Raw genomic sequence first — 19,731 nt, 5'->3', positions numbered from 1 at the left:
CCCTACATGCTTCATTAAGAAGTCATTTGCATGCATGCTTTAATACGTTGTTTATTATTAAGTTCTAAAAGTTGAATTATTTCTGGGCGCAACATAACGTGCTGTAATTCAAGTGACTGTGCACTTTTGATATAACCCGCTTCTGTCAAAATTCGAAAAGCAACTTGCCCCATTTTTTTCTTACTTGAATCTTTCCAAGTTGCAATATTGCGATCTCGCTGTGCACGTTCATTTAAAAAATCTGTCCAATAGTAGTTTTCTAATTGCAATGAGCGTGCAACATAAGCATCCTTCATGACCGTTTCCATAAACTCAACGAGCAAAGGATTACGCTCTAACACGCCACACAGCGCTATTTGTTTCGCTAATTCATCATCACCATCACGCAATAACTGCCAAAAATCAGGATTCAGACGTTCGAGTCGTTTACGAATCGTAGAAACATTACGTTTAATTGATGCTGGAGATCGCTTCTGCAAAATATTTTCAATGTAAAGTTGGTGTTCCCATTGCCCAACATCTGCTCCCTGCAATAGCAGATCCGCAATAGCTCGACTTTCTCTAACCATCAACGACCCACCACTTAGGTCATTTTCATAATGAAACTCAGTCACGATTACATCCATCAACTGTTTCGATAAATAGATAAGGTTTCAGCTTTTTCCGATCCATTGCTTTCACAACGATTGGATAACGTAGTGCATCTCCCTCTTCAGATTCATTTAGAGCAACCTGAAACCGCTGTAAGGTATAAGGTAGTAATGCTTTTTTAACCGTAATCGGTAGCTCGCCTTCAGGCATATTGAAGTCTGATTCGATTAATAATTGTTGTGCTGAATCTAGTCTGGGATTCGCTGTTAAAGAAAATTGTATTTCCTCTTGCCATAACGTATCTCGCTCGACTGTATTGATCAGATCTTCTTCCAAAACAGTAGGCGTTCTATGAATACGGGAAATGATAAAATCTCTAAAGTCTGCATGCTGATAGCAATAAGCTCTTACATGCCATCTAAATCCTGAATAGATCAAACTATGTGGTGTGATTAAACGCTCATGCCAGACTGGATTCTGCATTGACGCATAAATAATTTTAAGGCAATGGTGATGCTTAATCGCTTGCATCAGTACACGTACAATTTCTGGTTTTACTGCTCGTTCTGGCAATTGAATGGCAAGTACATAATCTTCAGGCTGTAAAATATAAGCAAATGAGTCTTTATCGAAACTGCTGATTAGATCCAAATACTCATTCAAATTTCCTTGCGTGAGTACAGGCTGAAAACTAGATTGTGGAATATATGATTTAACAGATGGGTTATGTACTAAAGCATTTTTATTATAAATCGTGTTATAGGTTTTTATATCTAGAGAAGCCTGTTGCCGACTAATACCAAACCACTGGATTAAGCGATTAGTAACAAGTCGCCCTTCCCAATAGGCGAGCAATTCAATCGCTTTCAAGCGTCCAAGCACTTCACTTTTTTTCTCTACCATGAGAAAAGCTCTAGAAACATCCTACGCTTAATTTATACGATAAAAAATATACAGTAAAGTTTCCTTACACTAAAGTTTTAAATATTTTCAGATATTTAAATAAAATAAAAAGTCAAAATTACAGATTCCAAACAGCATATCCATTTTCACGCCCCTGCGCATAAGCCCAATCAGCCACCTTATGCGAACGTTCTTTATCTGTTAGAAATCCAAGTACAGAGATTCGTTCCACAATGATCAAATCCTGTTCTTCATTACGTTCTTGCCACTTATGCAAAAACTCATCAGATGCGAGTAGATTACTTTTCTTAGAATTACAGCTTGAATCAGCCAAAACAAAATTATGACCTGTATCTGATGGATACATAGACCATGGAATAAAATGATCGACTGCATAATTGCCTTTTCGCATCGGCTTATTACAGTAGAAGCATTTACAGTCTTGCAGTTCAACTAATACATTTGCTACCGCATTCAATTGATTTCGATTTGGCTCAAACATGAATTGTTCAAGATTCGGTAATTTATTCAAGATTGGTGCATTGCTACTGTTCTTCCTAATGTAGTCAATCCAACGTTTCTGACATAGTTCTTCAATGATCTCGCTGAATTGTCGTAAGCAAAACATGACTTGAGGCAGAAGAATGAGTTGCTTGCCGCACTGATCGAGCTGATATAAAAACTCAAAATTTTGACCAGTGATGTTTTGTAAGTAACGGACTGGCATATCTTTTACTGTACGGGCGACGTCTTTAACTAACTTCAACCATACTAATGAATCCCGCCTTAAAAGCCCAAGAGATGAGTAATTTTGCCGAAGTTCAATAATTCGATTTACAATCGCTGCTTGCTTACCGTTGTTTTGATTTAAGATGAGTTGTCCTTCATCGTTAAATACATACGGTACAGCCTGCTTCCAGTACAGTTCAACAAACTTCTCAGCGATATCTGTATATTCAAGTGTCAAACATGTGCCTGTATCTTCACCTTTTTCAATAGCCAATCGGCTAAGGCTAATGAGTAAAGCAAATTTATAGGTGCTACTAAAACTTCCTGATTGTAAGATGAGCTGAATGTTTTTTAAAAATTTAAGTTGTTGTTGTGCATTCGGTAAATCCATTCTTATCACTGCTCACAATCCTGTATGACTTTTAACTCTTCTCTTAATATTAATGAGATTACTTTATTTAAATATTTCCGTCTAACTCATTGATCAAAAAGTCATTAACGATCAATCGTCAACATCCCATCCCAACTAAAGTAATTACGACTTAGACTTTCTCGCTTACCTGACCATTTACGATTCGGCAAATAACAGCTTCCTACGGCGATCTTGGTCTTGCCAAAGCGTTGCTGAATCTGTTCATAGGCTTGCATCAAATTTTCATTGTTTCGGATACGCTCATGGTCGGCAAATAATGCAGGAATATAATGCTGCTTATCCAACATATCCGTCAGAATGACACCACATTTTTTATAGATGACATCTTGCTTATAGACACTTTCTAGGAGTTGAAGTGCTGTACGTACAAGCATGGTTACACTATCAGTTGGCTCATCAAGATCAATGGACAAACTCTTGCCATAGTACGGTGCATGTCGATTAAAAGGATTAGACTGTACAAAGACAATCATCGTGCCACAAAGTGCTTGTTCTGATCTAAGTCGTTTTACCGCATATTGCACATACTTGGCTAAAGCTTCTTTTAAATCCTCTAGTGCTGTAATTTTTTCACCAAAAGATCGACTTGCGACAATTTGCTTGCGTGGCTCTGGTGCATGCTCGAACTCCATACATGACTGCCCTTGTAATTCCATCACGGTACGTTGCATCACCACGGAAAAAGCTTTTCCTAAACGATGTGGATTGCACTGTGCCAAGTCTAATACTGTATTGATACCATATTGCTTGAGTTTTTGGCTGTGCTGACGTCCTACACCCCAGACCTCACTCGCATCGATCAAGCTCCAAAAGTAGTCGCGATGTTTGGGATCCATCTGCGCCAGATTACAGACTCCATTAAATCGTTTAGCCTTTTTAGCCATATAGTTAGCAAGCTTTGCTTCAGTTTTAGTTCTACCAATACCCACACATACAGGCAAACCAATCCACCGTAGGATGCGTGTCCGCATGTGTTGTGCATATTCATTCAAGTCATAACGCTTGGCATAAGCGGTGAGCCTTAAAAATGACTCATCAATGGAATAGATTTCTTGTTCATCAGGTGCGACATATTGACCTAAGATGGTATGAAAGCGATGAGACATTTCCGCATAGAGAGCATAGTTACTCGACAGTACTTGGACTTGATGCTGTTCCACAATGTCTTTGATCTGAAACAATGGCACACCCATCTTAATGCCTAAGTCTTTGGCTTCTTGAGAACGCGCCACAGCACAGCCATCATTATTCGATAACACAATGACAGGTCGCTGATTCAGTTTTGGATTAAATAAACGCTCACAAGAAACATAGCAATTATTGACATCAACGAGCGCGTAGATTTCTTCTCGGCTCATTTAAAGTTCTTAATCAGTTTAGTGACCACGCCCCAAATTTCAAATTGCTGCCCTTCTAAAGGGTGAATATCAGGATAATCTGCATTCTCTGCTTTAAGCCAGCAACCCATTGCATCCATGATTAGACGTTTTACCGTAAATTCATTATCAACGAGCGCAATAACAATATCCCGATGCTTGGCTTCAATACTTCGATCTACAATCAGCTCATCATTAATATCAATTCCGACATTGAGCATGGATTGAGAATTCACACGTACAATAAAGGTTGCTGTTTCATTCTTAATGAGGTGTTCATTCAGATCGAGTTTTTTATCAATATAGTCTTGCGCTGGTGATGGAAAACCCGCTTGTACACGTTCTGTGGCCAATAGAATTTCAACATGCGTGACTGGATCTAATTGGCGAATATTTTGAATTTCGTGTTCTTTTGGTTTTGCTTTTAAAAATGCTTTAATATCAGCAATACGTGCTTCAGGCACACGAATGACTTTAGTGGCTTGATCGGGTTTTGGTTTACGTCCTGCCCCTTCTCGACGTCCACCATGTTGTTTTGACTCGCTCACGAATGACATACAATCCCTATTTAATCTTGAAAAATGTAACAATATTCAAGATTCTAGGCTGATCGATATCTTTAGTTCAAGAGCTAGTCCGATGCATATTGGCTGATACCTTGGATCATACAGCTTTTATTCCTGTATTTCCGATGAATGGTCTTAAATTACCTTTTTCCAAAGAAGATTAAGCCATTCTTCTTTACGATCAGGACGCTTATCTAGCGTAATCCATTGTTTTAATACCTCAACCCCATCCAACTGATCTAACAGTTCTCTAGCTTGTTCTTCATCTAAATCGGTAAATGTTCTGCCGTCTTGTACTCTGTCAGTTGTGCCGTATTTAAAAGACATATAACAAATGCCTGTACGGCGTAGTGCACGATGAATTCTAACCAATACATCAAGCAATTTATCTCGATCACAATGCAGCAAAGATGCACACGCCCAAACGCCATCATATTGATCAATATCATCTAATTCGTAGAAGCTTTGATGGCGAACATTTATACCTGTAAGTTCTGAGGCCTTATTCACCAATGCTTCTGAATAGTCGATAGCATCAACGTTATACCCTTTCCTTATAAAAGCTAAAGTATCACGACCAGAACCACATCCTAAATCTAAAATGTGAGCATTATTTGGTAAATTATTTAGAAAAGGTTGATATAAAGTTTCCATATCAACACTTAGAGTGGCTGCAATGAAATGCTCTGCCTGGTTATTATAATAATCAATAGTTTCCATTACTTATATGCTTAGGCTAATACTTCGAACCAAGTGTACTAAAAAAATAAAAATGAAGGGAGCCTATGCTCCCTTACGAATCTATGAACTAATCAAATAAATCTGCTCTAACCTCTGCAAGACTACGGTCTGATTTAATCCTATTACATATTGGATGAACAAGAACGCCGTTTTCAATTATTCCATGCCCTCCCTTTGACAAGGCAATACGATGATCTGCTTCTGTTGAATTCACATAAATCAAACCATCACAAATCTCACAATGATTATGGTTCCGGGCTTCAAATTCATCTCTTAACAACTTTTTTGTTAAAGAAGAAAATGCTTTCGGTTTATTCTTTTTGCCAGGGCTAAGTGATTCCACATAGCCCACTACTTTATGAATAACCTCCTCATCATAAGATCCTACAAACCTTTCTAAGTAGAACTCATTGAAATTGATGTATTTAAAAGACTTACACATCGATAAAATAAAAGTGTTTAACCTTTTTTCATCATCAAAATCTAATTCCATAGTCAAGCTGATACAGATAAATGCTTTATACACCGTTTGTAACCGCTCATATCCTTTGATGCCACTACCATATTTACCAACGGTTTCAGCAGTAGCTACAGGAAAGTTAGAAAGTAAAAACTCAACACTACGGCGTACTCGAATAAAGTTTTTATAATTTACTTTCTTGCCTTCAATCTCCATTAACCCCTTGTCAATTTCAAATACAATTGCAAACCAAGCTAAGAATGAAGTGATCTGAAAGTTTTGATCTTTGTAAAAATATAAACGAGGATGCAAACCTAAACTTGGAATTCCTATACTTTTAGTGGGTGTAGAAATTCGACATAAAACAGCCCACAATTCATGCATTAATTCTTCGACTCTTCTCCCTTGATCATTACTGTATATGTTTTGGGAAGCGTCACCAGCAATAATGTTAAGCAATTCACTTACCAGGCCTATTTTTCTACCATGAGTCAAATCTGCATCTAGTAGAATCGTATGGAACAAGTGATCATGGATTTCTTCCCCCAACTCTATAATCTGGTTGATCCGCTCATATTGCAGTTCTGCCAAATTCGATCGGTTGTCATTAATATAACAGCATGCATAAGTTGCATAAAAAGCATCACTGCCTCTATTCTGCAAATGGAATTCTTCGTACTTATCTAACCGCTTTGTATCCGAGTTAATTGAACGAAATACTTTACGAGCTTGTTCAGGTGTACCTACAACTTGTCTAAAGCTTAATTTTGTATCTTTTAATTTATCTTTTAACACTGGATCTTCACAGACTTTCTGAAAGTCAGCTAAATCACCAAGATTGTTCCGAATTAGGCGGATATCTTTTTTCTGTGCATTTGTAAAAATAGGCGCATCTTCTACTTGTTCATCAGCAAAATATCTTTTAACCCAAGCATAGATAATTGAGAGCCGGTGCCCACCGTCAATCACATAGAGATTTTCATTGGTATCTTTCCAATACAAGATAGAAAGATTTACATTACGATCCATTAAACAATCGTCTATAAACCCATGAATTTCTTCAACACTCCAACACTCAGTAGATCGCTGATTATCAGCTTTATATAATCTATCAATGATTGGATGTTCTGCAAAATCAGTAAGAGATATCTCAAAATTATAACGCTGATTTGATTGAGACATTTCTTCAACCAGCATTACCTTTCTTTGGATAATATTAGTTAATAGCTTGGTATGTGCCATTTGTATTTTCTCTAGGCAATACTTTCCTACATCTCGCGTGATAACGAGATTTAAAAGAAAGTAGGTTTAATTCAATATTATGTATGGTTTGAGCTATAGACTTGTAGCACTCAACAAGAGTATTGAGATTGCCTGAGAAAATGGAGGGCTAAGATAGATCGTATTCATGCTTGTTCCTGTAGTCGTAAATTAAAAACTTACTTCCATCCTTTCCACGAGATGGAGGCAAGCCAAGCAGGGGTGGAAATACCGTACTACAGAAGACGGCCAGTCAAAAACTGCCCTGCCTGGCCCACCATGACAATAGACTAAGCATAAAGTGCAAAAAACCGCATAAGCGGTTAAGTGCTTCTGTAGTAAGTTCAGGTTTCCACGCCTGGTTACAGATTTTGCTGTAACACATTCATATTATGAATATAAGCGGCATTGGTCAAACAGCAATGCTCAATAAATAAACATATATTTGTATTTTATGAAACAAAAGCTATTTCCTCATTAAAAAATCAAATTTTTCTTCTTAATAGAAGATTGAGCAAAAGTTTAATAAATCTCACACGATGTAAAATTTATAGCTCAAGATAGCTTTTACCCGATACTTATCGGCAATATTATTTAATGCGTTCAAGATAGCAGAATCAAGAGATTCTATGCCATTGTACTTGTTCAAATGTAAGCGTCCGCTGAACCCCATGCCTATTTTTTAATTTGAGTTGGATTTCCAGCGATGTGGTAGTAATTCTTCTATTTGGGTCGCTTTATGCGTCGGCAGCCTTTTCAGCACATCACTTAAATAGGCATACGGATCCAAGCCATTCAGCTTTGCTGACTGGATTAAAGTCATGATATTTGCCGCTCGCTGTCCACTGCGCAGCGAGCCAGCAAACAGCCAGTTCTTGCGCCCTAAGGCCCAAGGTCGCATTTGATTCTCTACCCAATTATTGCAAATCGGTAGATTGCCATCATCCAAATAGCGGCTTAAAGCTGGCCAACGCTTCAGAGTGTAATTGATCGCCTTGGCGGTGGGAGAACTCGATGGCACCGTCAGATGATGTTGGTTGAGCCATTCATACAGTTGTTGCATCACCGGTTGACTATGCTGTTGCCGGTATTCGCGGCGCTGTTCTGCTGTACTATCGGTCTTTTTCCTGAGTTCTGCTTCTATCGCATACAGTTTCTGAATCAGCACTAATGCCTGTTCAGCGACCTGACTTTTCCCGGTCACATGCAGTTCATGGAATTTACGACGTGCATGGGCCATGCAGCCCACCTCAATGACCTGGCCTGATTTAAAGCGTGCTTTATAACCACTGTAATCATCACAGACTAGATAACCCTGCCAGCCTTTCAAGAACTCTGCAGCATGCTGGCCTGAACGACTATCCTGAAAGTCATAGATCACCGCCTGAACTGGATTGTACTGTGTAGTGGCATAGGCCCAGACATAACCTTTCTTCGGTTTTTTATCATTCTCACCCATCCGCATGATGGTGACCGGTGTTTCATCTGCATGCAGCACCTGCTGTTGTAGTACCACCTCTTTTAAGGCATTGGCCAGAGGTTCCAGTTCTACACCGCAGCGACCTATCCAGTCAGATAACGTTGATCTAGAAAGCTCGATTCCCGCCCGCTGATAGATCAGACGTTGACGGTACAGCGGTAAATGATCGGCATACTTCGATACCAGCACATGGCTAAGCAGTTCAGGTGAAGCAATGCCTTTATCAATCACATAGGCAGGCATCGCTTGCTGAGTCAGGGTGTCACACTGATCACAGACCCATTTGCCACGGATATGCTGTTCCTTGTAGAACTGTGCCGGTCTGAAATGCAGTTTTTCACTGATATCTTCGCCGATACGACGTAACTGGCAGCCACAACTGCATTGGGTTGATGCAGGTTCATGCTCAATACGGATGGTGTGTAAATGATCTGGCAGCAGTCGACGTTTAGGTTTGTTGACTGTGGCTTTGTGTGTCGCTGCATCGGTTTTATCTGCATTTAATCGTTCTAATTCCAGATCAACGGCTGCGATATCTTCTTCGACCGCCTCATCCCATAGATGGATTTGTTTTGCGGTGAGATGTTCGTTTTTACTGCCGAATTTATGCTTTTTAAACAGCGCCAGTTCATGCTCGTATTTTTGATTGAGAATAGAAAGATGCTGAACTTTGGCATCCAATTGCTGGTTTGATTTTTCTAATTCTTGATTTGATTGTGCCAGAGACTGATGCTGCATCGCCAACTGCCGGGTAAATTCCAGCAGTTGTTCATGGGTCAGTTGGCTTAAGTCAGGCAGCATTTTCATGACCGCAGTATGCCTGAGGTCATGACGCAGAGGAAATAGAACGTTTGGAGAATAGCAGAATAGCCGAGCTTGGTTTAGAGCATCGTGACCACTTGCTGTCGTCCAATGCGCTGCCAAGGCAAACCCTGGATTAATGCCTGTAACTGTTCTGGACTGAGAGCTACGTTTTCACCCTGGTGAACTTTAGCCCAGTGGAATTTTCCCTGTTCCAGCCGCCGGGCACACAGCCAGATGCCCAATCCATCATGCACCAGCACTTTCATGCGATGGCCACGCTTATTACAGAACAGGTAGGCGCAATGCGGTTTGATCGAGCCAAAGGCTCTCAGCACCTGAGCCATGGCAGTATCCATACCCGCACGCATGTCCATCGGCTGGGTAGAGAGCCAGATTTCATCAATGCGGATCATGTTGCAAGTGCCTTGAGTAATTCTGCTAAAGCAGATATTTCTGATACTTGCCATTTCAAGCCAATTTCTGCTTTTGAGTGGGGTAAAGTAATTTGAACCGTTAACATGTCAGTAGGAGTAGGATCTAATGGTGCAGAGCAAGATAAGGCAATAAATGCAGGTTTATTCGGTAGTGGTGAGCGATCATTCCCTGGCTTACCATCAATTAAGCGAATCCATTTGGATACAAGATTTGTATTCAATCCATGTTGCAAAGCGACCGAAGCAATTGAAACGTTCGGTGCTTTAAGGCAAAGGATTTCTTTCTTTGCTTCGAGAGGTTCATGTTCATCAGGGTTGTTACGTCGTAAAGGCTGTACGGCCTTATTTGTCTCGGAGAGTGGTGGCAGTCCAAACAACAAACCCCATGACCATAACTTATGGGGCTTGTTGGCTATTTTGCTGCGTATTGTGTGGCTTTTTGTGATTAAGCCTTACATCGCTTCACGCTGCGCTTCATCTTCCAAATAGCTTTCTAAAGAATCATCTAGCGCATATAACCATGGCGTGTGATGTGGCTTAGCCATTTTTCCAGTCATTACTGAGCGATAGACTTTATCTCTAAAGCCCATAATGTTTTCTTTTTTATGCTTTTTCCATTGCATGAAAATATCATGCACTGCATCAATATTGAATGATGGATAGTCCGTCTGCGCAATCAGGCGTTTGATGTAATCGCCTTGGAAGCGGGCAGATTGTTCATCGTTCAATAGGCGCTGCTCTTTTTCATGTAAGGTCTGCGTATGGCTCTGCATTTCTGCCGTGCTTGGTAAAGTAATTTTGCCCAAAATCACATCACGGACAAACCATGCTTGCGCATCGAACATATTGAAGGTGTACCATTGATCTTGCATGCCCAAGTAGAACAAGCGAGGATTCTTTTCCCACACCACACCCTGATATAAACCCTGCGGATAAAGGCAGTTATGTGTTCTGAGGCGTAGGTTATCTTCAATAAATGGGAAGTGGTGCAAATAGCCTGTGCATAAAATAATGGCATCAATTTTGGCAGATGTTCCATCACCAAAATAAGCAGTATTTTCATCTACACGCAGTAATTGTGGCTTTTCAGACCAGTTTTTAGGCCATTTAAAACCCATGGCTTTACTGCGATAGCAACTGTAAATTTGCTTAGCACCGTATTTATAACATTGTGAACCAATGTCTTCGGCAGAGTAGCTGCTGCCAACCAATAACACAGACTTACCTTTAAATTCCAGCGCATCACGGAAGTCGTGTGCGTGCAAAATGCGACCATGGAATTGATCAAAGCCTTCATAAACAGGAACACGTGGGGTAGAGAAGTGTCCAGATGCAACGACAACATAATCAAATTGTTCTGAATAGTGCTGTTGTTGTGCATAATCTTCGACATCTACCGTGAATTTTTGCGTTGTTTCATCATAGGCAATATGCTGAACGGCACTATTGAAACGGACTAAATCTTTGACCTGTGCTTTTTCTGCACGGCCTTTGATGTAATCCCACAGTACTGCACGTGGCGGATATGAAGCGATTGGTTTTTTGAAATGTTCATCAAAAGTATAATCGGCAAATTCTAGCGCTTCTTTGGGGCCATTTGACCATAAATAGCGGTACATACTGCCGTGGACAGGTTCCCCATGTTCATCTATACCAGTGCGCCAAGTATAGTTCCATAGCCCGCCCCAATCATTTTGTTTTTCGAAACATACAATTTCAGGAACTTGTAGACCTTTGGCCTTTGCTGACTGAAACGCTCTTAATTGGGCCATGCCACTTGGGCCAGCACCAATAATTGCAATTCGATCCATTGCTATCTCCATTAGTTTTGAGTTCTTAATTACCTCTCCAATTTTGAGTGTCACAATTTAGGATTTGAAATATAAGCATTATAAAGATAAGCAAATACAATCCTAAATTGAGCGATTAAAAATCTGTTCAAAATAGGATGTGAATTAAAAAAAAGAAAAAATAATAAAATGTGCTAAAGACAGTAAAAATTACCTAAGCAATTCATCTTTATAAAAAACACATTTTTTAAGAAAGCTGATCTTATCATAATTTCTGATTAATTGTGGCTTTGCTTAGTTATAAAAGTGAATTTAAAGTCATTCCATTAATATTGGCGGATTCAAGCGGCAAGTGCAACAGTATAAAAACCAGCGGCTTTGTTGCACAAAGATTTCATAACTATATGATTTTAGAAGTTTTGATTATTTTTTGATCCAAAATTAAATTTATTTAAATCAGATGCTTACATATTTATGCAACAAAGCCCTTTGAAAATATAAATTATCGTTTAAGTGGACAATACTCCCTTGCAAAGCTTCTTGAATACAATGATCTGCCTCCATATACGTATCCTTCATTTAGTTCGCCTCCATTTTTCAATTAATGGGATTTCTAAATCTGTTAAATTATTTAACGCTGAGATTACTATTTCAATTGCATCACACCATTTGACAACTCTTGTATACCGATGGGGAGTCTATGATACGAAATGCTACAGACAAGTCATTTTAGATCGACTGGCACATACTTGTACTCTGCTAAAAAAACATAGAATCATGGAAAGATAAAAAATAGAGATCTTTATAAGTAAATGAATTCTTAAAAACATTCAAACTTCTAGGAAGAACATTCTGGAAAAAGTAGTCAGGTGATCATCGCAAAAGTCTGATGGAAACCAAGTTGGGTTGCATCAAATTATTGAAAGAGTTATGTCTCTAATTTATATTTTTAGAGTAATTCCATCTTTCTATTCTTTATGTAACCACAGCACTTAGGTTTTAAACAGCATCCTACTAAATAAATTAAAAGCAAGAATCATCCTTTTAAAAATACCAAAATTTTCAATCAATTAAAATCAACTCCTAAAACAGATTTTCACAACCATAAAAACTCCATTTACTATAAATTAACACTTAATCCAATTGATCACATTAAAACCAATAAAATACTTTTTTTAAAGGAACAATAATTTCGAGATACCTCTATTAACTTTAACAAAGATTAAATATTAAAAAATTTCTCAAAAAGATTTGCATTTCTGTCTAAAACCACTCAAAAAAGCTAATAATGGGGGTGAAATCACCCCCCTAAACTTCCCTATTTTTGAACACAAAAAACCAGATTATCTGCAAAGAAATACTAACAAAAAACCAATTTGCAAAGTTAAAAACAATATCCATATGTTTTCAATGTATTTTTTTTGATAAATTTCCGTTCATATGCTCAACCTCAGATAGAACCCTTGAGCACTCTTTTTTGATACTCTCGGCACTCTTTCATCTTGTAAAAGACGCTTTGCAACAGCATCTTTTGAATAAAATTATTATCTTTTTTATTCCATATTTTATATTTTTTTATTTTCACTTCTCCGATTTTTACATTATTAAATTCACTCGGATCATATTTATCCGATTCAAAATTAGGTGAATCTTTTGAATAAATTTTATTGATAAAATCTAAGAATCTTTGATAGTCAATCAAGTCATTTTTAGATGATGCCTTAAAGTTCAAAATAGGACGATCTTTTTCAAGTGAAATTTTATTTTCTAAACAATCAAAAAAATGTTTAAGATCTTTCTGGTTTACATTTTCATTTAAGTTAAAAGGTTGCTCAATCTGATAGAGAGTAGACCATGTCACCATTTTACTCCAAGTAAAACCGATAAGATCCTCATGATTAGCATCATTTTTGACGTGATTTGTATAGAGAGAAAACGGCTGGCTGATCGATTGAATGAACTTCAATACTTCAGGATCGATCGTTGCTTTTTCTTTTTTTTCCCGCCACTTCCGGCATTCCTCTAAAAACGTTTCACGGTATAAAAACACTTCCTGTTGTTGAGGCTGCTTCTGCTTTTTCTTGCTCTTTAATGCAACAGTTTGAGAATTATTTTCTGTGTGTGAATGAATCTTCTTGATCAATTTTAAAATATCTCTTTCATTCGACTGAAATTCAACCTTGAAATCGCGATGCATCAACTGACTATCGCCTAATAATGCCTTGATCAATTGAGGTGAATATTCACGGTTTGCTTGATAAAACATGTCAGCAATCAGGATATTCAGATGATGCAGATAATGTCTTGCAGTGATCCGAATGTCTTCATGCCCCATCAGATGCGCAAGTCGAGACCAGGCTTGGGCACTACGCGATGAAGCATCCTTCATATTGGGTAAAATGTGCTTTTTAAGCTTACGCCCAAACTCGGAATCATAGTCAGTAAAACAACGTACCAGTGCTATGCTGCCTTTTAAAAGGATAGCCAAATGTGAAGCGGTACTATGCCTGAAAGCGTGAAAGGTATATTGATGATCGTTTGTCCCTAATACAGTATTAAACAGCAACTGGGTAATTTTTGATAAATTTGTACTGGATAAAGGTTGTTCACCCAGCATAAAGAGCTGTTTGATTTTTCTATTGCAGACTGCTGCAGTCGCTTTAGAGCCAGGTAACTGGTTTTGATAAAAGCGACAAAATCCTGTGAACTCGTCCGGTGCTAAAAAATAAGCTAAATCAAACTGACGCGTGGCATTATCACTTTTCAGATCACGCTCAGAATTTAGACGAATCCTAAGGGTGAGATCATCAGTATCACCCATTGTTTTTCTCATTTTATGGTCAGATCGATCGTCTTTCTGCTGATCTAAAGCGGATTCAAACACATAATAGAGCTGTCGATTGTCAGGATGTTTTCGTAACTGCGGAGATACAAAATCATCGATACAGATCCCGGCAGCTTCATCAATACGCAAGCCCAGTCTAAATGCCAATGTATAGACCCATTCTAGACAGGTTGCATCCTGCTCAGTCAGACCCAAAGCTTCTGGGTATTCTCTAAGAATCCGTATCATCAATTGAAACATCTGCGGACTAATGAGTCTGGTTTTTAAAAATAAACCGTCACTTTGACGTTCATATAAATATTGCACAATCGGTGCACGATGATTCTTGACTAAGTATTGGTGAAAGGCTTTCAGCCGATCAAAGGCATAACCCGAGGTATTGTATTTTTTATTGTTGTTGGTTTGGGCGGTCGTTTTATGATTTTTCTGATCATTCAGCAGTTTTTCTTCAACAATCGTGCGATACATTTCCTCAAACTGCTCTTCAGTGGCTGTATCTAGATTGATCTGCTGTTCTAGAACATAACAAAGTAGGTCAAGCACAAAACTACTATAGTAACGCTTGATTGTTGAGACTTTAATCGCTGCTTTCCCCTCCTGATAAGCAAATTCGTTTTTTAACCACTGACACACACGTAAATGTGCAATAGCCACTACATAATCCAGGTACTCGCCATTTTCAGCCTCATACGCAGATTTATAGTCCTCAGATTTATGTATTTTTTCTTGGAGTTGATCCGCAAGCTGTTTGGGTTTGATTTCCTGATGAAAAGATAAAAGCCAGGATTTCAGCTCATGACGTTGACCGGTTCGTCGATCATGAAATGTTTTGACTGTAACTGTAGGCATCTCCAATTCTAAAAATTGGTTATTTTTGCCAAGGTTTCTAATTCTGGTCTGAATGGTTTTCCAGTTATCGGGTTGATCATAGAGCTGTGTATACTGCTCATAGATTAAAGGCGAAGTGATGATCTGATTGTTCAGTACACTGGCACTTAACACATCCAGATTAGGAATCTCTTGCCACAAGACATAATCCATATGCTTAAAAATGGCAAAACCGGTCTTTTCCAAGCCTTTTAAAAATAGCTTCACGTGATTAAGCTGTGTAAATGGCTGATCCTCACGTCCTTTTCTAGAGTCCCCCTCCTCCGCCATATAATGTCACCACTCAAGGCGAGATGATTTTTAGTGAAATGCCTTGGCCAGTTTTTATAAATCTGCACGGTCTCTTTAAGGTAATTCGTGACAAAATCAGCAGACATGGGCTGTAACTCCAAATGCTCCACGACTTCCGCAAGATTCACCTGACCTTTTTGGGACTTGATCCGAGGATGTGATATGACATAGAGCATAAAACCATCATTTTCCAATTTCACTTTAAAACTAGTTATCCCGAGTGTCTCGATGGTTTGCGTCAGATATTTTCGATATGCATTGAAATGATCCTGCCAGTAGCCTGTAACAGGAACAGGACGTCCTACTTTTCGTGAATCAGTTTTTTTATCATGCACATAAAGCAGTTGTGCCTTAGGATCGTAATGTTTGAGTAACCCCGGCATGCCGACTATTGGACGTACCGTCAGGCAGATTAAGGAAAGATGCCACATCCAAATGCTGTAAGCATTCAGCTTCTCGATCAGATTCGCTTGAGTATTGGCTAATGTGTTTTTGACAAAATGATAAAGCTGATTAAAAAATTCACTCGCGGCCTCTACAGTCCAGCATCGCTGACTACCAATACGTTCCTCACGATGAAAAATATGGCCAGGGTGTTCATTCTCAATCCATGGATCACCTTTTCTACGGTCTAATAGAACATTAATATAGTCTTGAAAATGCTGGTCGATTTGATCGATCTGACGCCCTTCATAGTTCCATTGCACGATATGATGAGTATCTCGATTAGCCAACAAGTGTGCGACTAGGTTATCACCAGTCTCCATATCCAGATGGAAGTAGATTTGTCGCTCTAACATCCCGCAGGTGATTTCACCAATCTGATGCTCTTTAAAGACTTCCCGCAAAAAATTATTGTACTCAATCACACAAAATTCAGGTTCCTCTAAAGCCTCTAAACTGGTGATCCAGGGTGCTGGTATGCGCCATTCTAGAGTTAAGGCCCGATTATAACGCTGTGCTTTATCTTGCATGGCACCGGAATGATTGGCATTCAACTTAGGATCGATCACCCAATAATAATGGATGACTTTTTTGACTGATTTTTTTTTAATTCTACCAATACCAATCAAATACTTGATCTTTTGAAAGACCGTTGGACTCAGACCGGTCAAGAGACACATCAGACCACACACAGCTAGAGCCGATTGATATGCATCATTTCTCGTATTTTCTTGATAACACTCGTGCAATCGCTGATATACCTCAGTTAATAAACTGGGTTTCAGATAAAGCGGATTAGTTTTACAGGCTAAGTCACGTCGCTGAATTCGCTTAGCTTGCTTTTCAAGCTGTTTCTGTTTGTCGTCAGAGAAACTCCCCTTCACCCGCTTGGCGATCTCATCCTGTTCAGGATCAGAAATATTGACGTCTGTATCTTGTCCAGTATCCTCATTCTCTACATCCAACGATGATGTGCCTGAATCAGATTTATAGGTCATGCCCTTTTTAATATCGTTAATTAAAGCCTGAACATTAATTACTGTTGAATTTAATCTACTATTGGCAATCTCGTTGAAAACAATAATAAATTGTTGAATATAGCGGCCAAGATTAAGCTGTTCAAAATCATTTTTTATTGTTTTACGCTCTAAAAGAATTTTTAACTCGTTGGCATCAAATTCATCCATAGCTTGGAGTTTTCGTGTAACTTTTTTATACAACAGTTTATTTTTCTCAGTATTCGATAACTGCTTTTGCAAAAGAAGTTTTAAATTATAAGATACTGTATTGATTTTATTGTTGTTTTTACAATTATTTAGAATAACCTTTTTTTCACCCTTTTCATCCCTTGTAATCTGAGGCTCTAACAAGATGATTCCCTTCAGCATTTCGCACAAGACTGCAGTCAAAAGATAGGAATAGATGAATGCTGCTTTTTGTTGGTCGCTTAGTTGTCCTATAGATGCACTTTTAGTCCATTGCGTTAAGCCTGCTAATAATTTCTGTTGTGTCACTATCCGATTATTTTTAATCACCACATGTATTTTGTGAGCAGCAGCATACAGTTCCTGTGCCTGCTGATCTTGCGCAAGGAGCTGATTCAAAATTTGTTTTTTTTCGCTCAGGGACTGATTGACCCATTCTTCCAATAATTTGGTTTCTTCGTCTAACTCTGACGATTTATCATTTTGACTCATAAAATCACCATAATTTTTTAGGGTAAAAATTGAAAATTTGGTTTTGCTCTAACTTGAGGTTCAAGTCTTTATGCAACTTGAAGTATTTTTTATAGGTGCTGGCACTCAATTGAACATGACGCTGCAGATTTGGATCCGATCGCATATGCTGTGATAACCGCAGACCTAAGGCTTCGGATAATTGAGTAAAAAAACAGGTAAACAGCACAGCATGGACATGTTTCTGTTTGTGCTTGTCGACCTGTTGCAGATCTAGAGGAATTTTATGGATTAACCATTTTAGGACCTCAAATTCATCAACGGCTTTATTCGATTTCGCCCCCGTGTTAAGAGTTCTTTTGATGTAAGCATCCAGCTTGTTTTTAAGATTCAAGATAAAACCTCGAATAAAGTCTGGTAAATCTAATATCAAAAGTGCTCTGAGTTTGATCAGAACTTCAAATGATTTTTTTTGCATGTTGAAACCTAGTAAATAGGTATGAGCAATTAGTCCATACCATCTTCAAAATCAGTCTTCTTTTAAGCAAGCAAATTTGTAGACTTCCGCCTTACTCCAACGAAGAGTACGTCCATGTCTAATAGGATTAATTGGGCCATTTTCATATAAAGCCCACTTACGTAAAGTCTGTTCTGCATACCCTAAAAGCCTAGCTGTCTCTCTAGTGGTCAATAAAAGCCGATCATCTGTAATCGGCTTATGTTTATGCTTAAATGACATTTTTTTGTGTCCTTGTTGATTTAGAGTCATAACACCACAAATCAATTTGGAATAATACTTTGCAAAAATATGTTTTTCTTGCTAAATTTTCAGTTAAGATAAGTTGTACTTTAGTCAGTCAGAGTGATACATGGGCCGCCCGCGAAGAACTAGGTTAGATTTTGCAAAAACAATAAGTTGGTATGACTTTTTTTATAATCAGTTAGTAAGCTTTGGTAGATATAAAAATGATTATGATATGGAGAAATTTTTTTATGGATACCAAAAAGATTACAAGGTACAGAACTTATTTACAAAGTATAAATGGGGATTATCCACACCACAAAAATACCAGATAAATAATGTTGAATCTAAATGTATTGGTTCATCTCAAATTATCAACCATCCCCTGTGGAAAATTTTGAAATATCAAATATTTGATGAAGATCTTATATTATTAGAATTAACTACTCTACCTCACTATATCGTAGAGTTCATTTCATCCAATCGACGTATTAAAGATTTTGATAAGAGTCGCTTAGAACATATAGCAAGCTATGGCTCACTCGACAGCCTATGTACATTGTATTTATTGCATCACTGGGGAGTAACAATTAATAGTACTGCTCTTTCTAATGATTGCTGTTCACTTCTCATAAATTCATTAGAGTTATTACTAAAAAGAAATCCTCACTTCCATCGTTCACATGTCTTTTTATTTGATGAATTATGTGATCAGATCTTCCTTATGGAATTAAAAGGATATAGTCGTCCACTCAAAATTAAATTAAATTGGCGAGAATACAGAAAGGAAAACTGGTCTAGTGAAGTTAAAGAGATATCTACAAAAGCTGAAGCAGATTTCCGTGTTCACCCCAAACTTCAAGACTTCATTCCAAGCACAGATCAAAACCTAGTAGAACTATAGAAAGAAACTGTTTGTTTAAGTTGATTTTATCTGCTTACCATTTGCTTACCAGAATCTAAAAACAAAAAAACCACTTAGGATTAGTACACCTAAGTGGTTGTTTTATATGGTGGGCCCAGACAGACTTGAACTGTCGACCAACGGATTATGAGTCCGCTGCTCTAACCAACTGAGCTATAGGCCCTTTTCACCGAAATTGTTATATATCAACAAGTTCAGGCGCCATGAATACTATCGAAGATTTTTTTAAAATACAAGCCCTTTCAAAATCGCTTGTACAGTAAGACAACAGTTAACCAGAAGCTCAAAAATTAGCAGGAAATTGCACAACATCGTCTCATCAAGCATTGCACTGAAACTGCGCTCATATCATG

At 38.3% G+C, this 19,731-nt stretch carries 16 protein-coding genes and 1 tRNA gene; 1 reads left to right on the top strand and 16 read right to left on the bottom strand.

The genetic code is table 11. The features are described from left to right. Positions 1–14 precede the first annotated feature (14 nt). The 15 genes from FTU55_RS01890 to FTU55_RS01820 form a co-directional block, all read right to left on the bottom strand. A complete protein-coding gene (locus tag FTU55_RS01890) occupies positions 15–617 on the bottom strand; it encodes a DUF1819 family protein (protein ID WP_180046026.1) in 603 nt (200 codons plus the stop codon). Next, the gene (locus FTU55_RS01885; RefSeq protein ID WP_180045988.1) at positions 607–1,494 is read right to left on the bottom strand and encodes a WYL domain-containing protein; all 888 of its coding nucleotides are present in this window, start codon (positions 1,492–1,494) and stop codon (positions 607–609) included. Before FTU55_RS01885 ends, FTU55_RS01890 begins: the two co-directional genes overlap by 11 nt. A gap of 118 nt (positions 1,495–1,612) precedes the next feature. Further along, positions 1,613–2,614: an HNH endonuclease domain-containing protein gene (locus FTU55_RS01880; protein WP_218949078.1), complete on the bottom strand. Its 1,002-nt coding sequence runs from the start codon at positions 2,612–2,614 to the stop codon at positions 1,613–1,615. A gap of 104 nt (positions 2,615–2,718) precedes the next feature. Further along, positions 2,719–4,014, bottom strand: coding sequence for a Y-family DNA polymerase (locus FTU55_RS01875; protein ID WP_180045986.1), 1,296 nt, complete (start codon positions 4,012–4,014; stop codon positions 2,719–2,721). Continuing rightward, positions 4,011–4,589, bottom strand: a complete 579-nt coding sequence (locus FTU55_RS01870) for a LexA family transcriptional regulator (protein ID WP_180045984.1) — start codon at positions 4,587–4,589, stop codon at positions 4,011–4,013. Before FTU55_RS01870 ends, FTU55_RS01875 begins: the two co-directional genes overlap by 4 nt. 144 nt (positions 4,590–4,733) lie before the next feature. Then, on the bottom strand, positions 4,734–5,318 hold the full coding sequence (locus tag FTU55_RS01865) for a bifunctional 2-polyprenyl-6-hydroxyphenol methylase/3-demethylubiquinol 3-O-methyltransferase UbiG (protein ID WP_180045982.1): 585 nt from the start codon (positions 5,316–5,318) through the stop codon (positions 4,734–4,736). 88 nt (positions 5,319–5,406) lie between these two features. After that, positions 5,407–7,041 (bottom strand): HNH endonuclease, encoded by a 1,635-nt coding sequence (locus tag FTU55_RS01860; RefSeq protein WP_180045981.1) that lies wholly within the window; start codon positions 7,039–7,041, stop codon positions 5,407–5,409. Between the two features lie 700 nt (positions 7,042–7,741). Further along, the gene (locus FTU55_RS01855) at positions 7,742–9,346 is read right to left on the bottom strand and encodes an IS66 family transposase (RefSeq protein WP_180045979.1); all 1,605 of its coding nucleotides are present in this window, start codon (positions 9,344–9,346) and stop codon (positions 7,742–7,744) included. A gap of 74 nt (positions 9,347–9,420) precedes the next feature. Further along, positions 9,421–9,756, bottom strand: coding sequence for an IS66 family insertion sequence element accessory protein TnpB (gene tnpB / locus FTU55_RS01850; RefSeq protein WP_180045977.1), 336 nt, complete (start codon positions 9,754–9,756; stop codon positions 9,421–9,423). Beyond that, complete coding sequence (locus tag FTU55_RS15080) at positions 9,753–10,157, bottom strand: IS66 family insertion sequence element accessory protein TnpB (protein ID WP_227523651.1); 405 nt, start codon at positions 10,155–10,157, stop codon at positions 9,753–9,755. The genes tnpB and FTU55_RS15080 overlap by 4 nt, the downstream gene beginning before the upstream one ends. A 72-nt stretch (positions 10,158–10,229) precedes the next feature. Then, on the bottom strand, positions 10,230–11,588 hold the full coding sequence (locus tag FTU55_RS01840; protein ID WP_005177227.1) for an NAD(P)-binding domain-containing protein: 1,359 nt from the start codon (positions 11,586–11,588) through the stop codon (positions 10,230–10,232). A gap of 1,429 nt (positions 11,589–13,017) precedes the next feature. Next, the gene (locus FTU55_RS01835) at positions 13,018–15,570 is read right to left on the bottom strand and encodes a hypothetical protein (protein ID WP_180045976.1); all 2,553 of its coding nucleotides are present in this window, start codon (positions 15,568–15,570) and stop codon (positions 13,018–13,020) included. Then, the gene (locus tag FTU55_RS01830) at positions 15,504–17,732 is read right to left on the bottom strand and encodes a hypothetical protein (RefSeq protein WP_257223320.1); all 2,229 of its coding nucleotides are present in this window, start codon (positions 17,730–17,732) and stop codon (positions 15,504–15,506) included. Before FTU55_RS01830 ends, FTU55_RS01835 begins: the two co-directional genes overlap by 67 nt. Positions 17,733–17,736: 4 nt before the next feature. Next, on the bottom strand, positions 17,737–18,189 hold the full coding sequence (locus tag FTU55_RS01825) for a transporter (RefSeq protein WP_180045974.1): 453 nt from the start codon (positions 18,187–18,189) through the stop codon (positions 17,737–17,739). 51 nt (positions 18,190–18,240) lie between these two features. Next, positions 18,241–18,480 (bottom strand): helix-turn-helix domain-containing protein, encoded by a 240-nt coding sequence (locus FTU55_RS01820; protein ID WP_019384228.1) that lies wholly within the window; start codon positions 18,478–18,480, stop codon positions 18,241–18,243. Positions 18,481–18,580: 100 nt separating this feature from the next. Here FTU55_RS01820 and FTU55_RS01815 point away from each other — a divergent pair, with 100 nt between their 5' ends. After that, complete coding sequence (locus FTU55_RS01815; RefSeq protein ID WP_180045972.1) at positions 18,581–19,357, top strand: hypothetical protein; 777 nt, start codon at positions 18,581–18,583, stop codon at positions 19,355–19,357. Positions 19,358–19,464: 107 nt separating this feature from the next. Here FTU55_RS01815 and FTU55_RS01810 read toward each other — a convergent pair. Continuing rightward, positions 19,465–19,541, bottom strand: a tRNA-Ile gene (locus FTU55_RS01810). Positions 19,542–19,731: the final 190 nt, after the last annotated feature.

It is taken from the genome of Acinetobacter sp. YH12117 (assembly GCF_013418865.1).
Classification (GTDB): Bacteria; Pseudomonadota; Gammaproteobacteria; order Pseudomonadales; family Moraxellaceae; genus Acinetobacter; species Acinetobacter indicus.
This window is presented reverse-complemented; position numbering and strand designations above follow the sequence as displayed.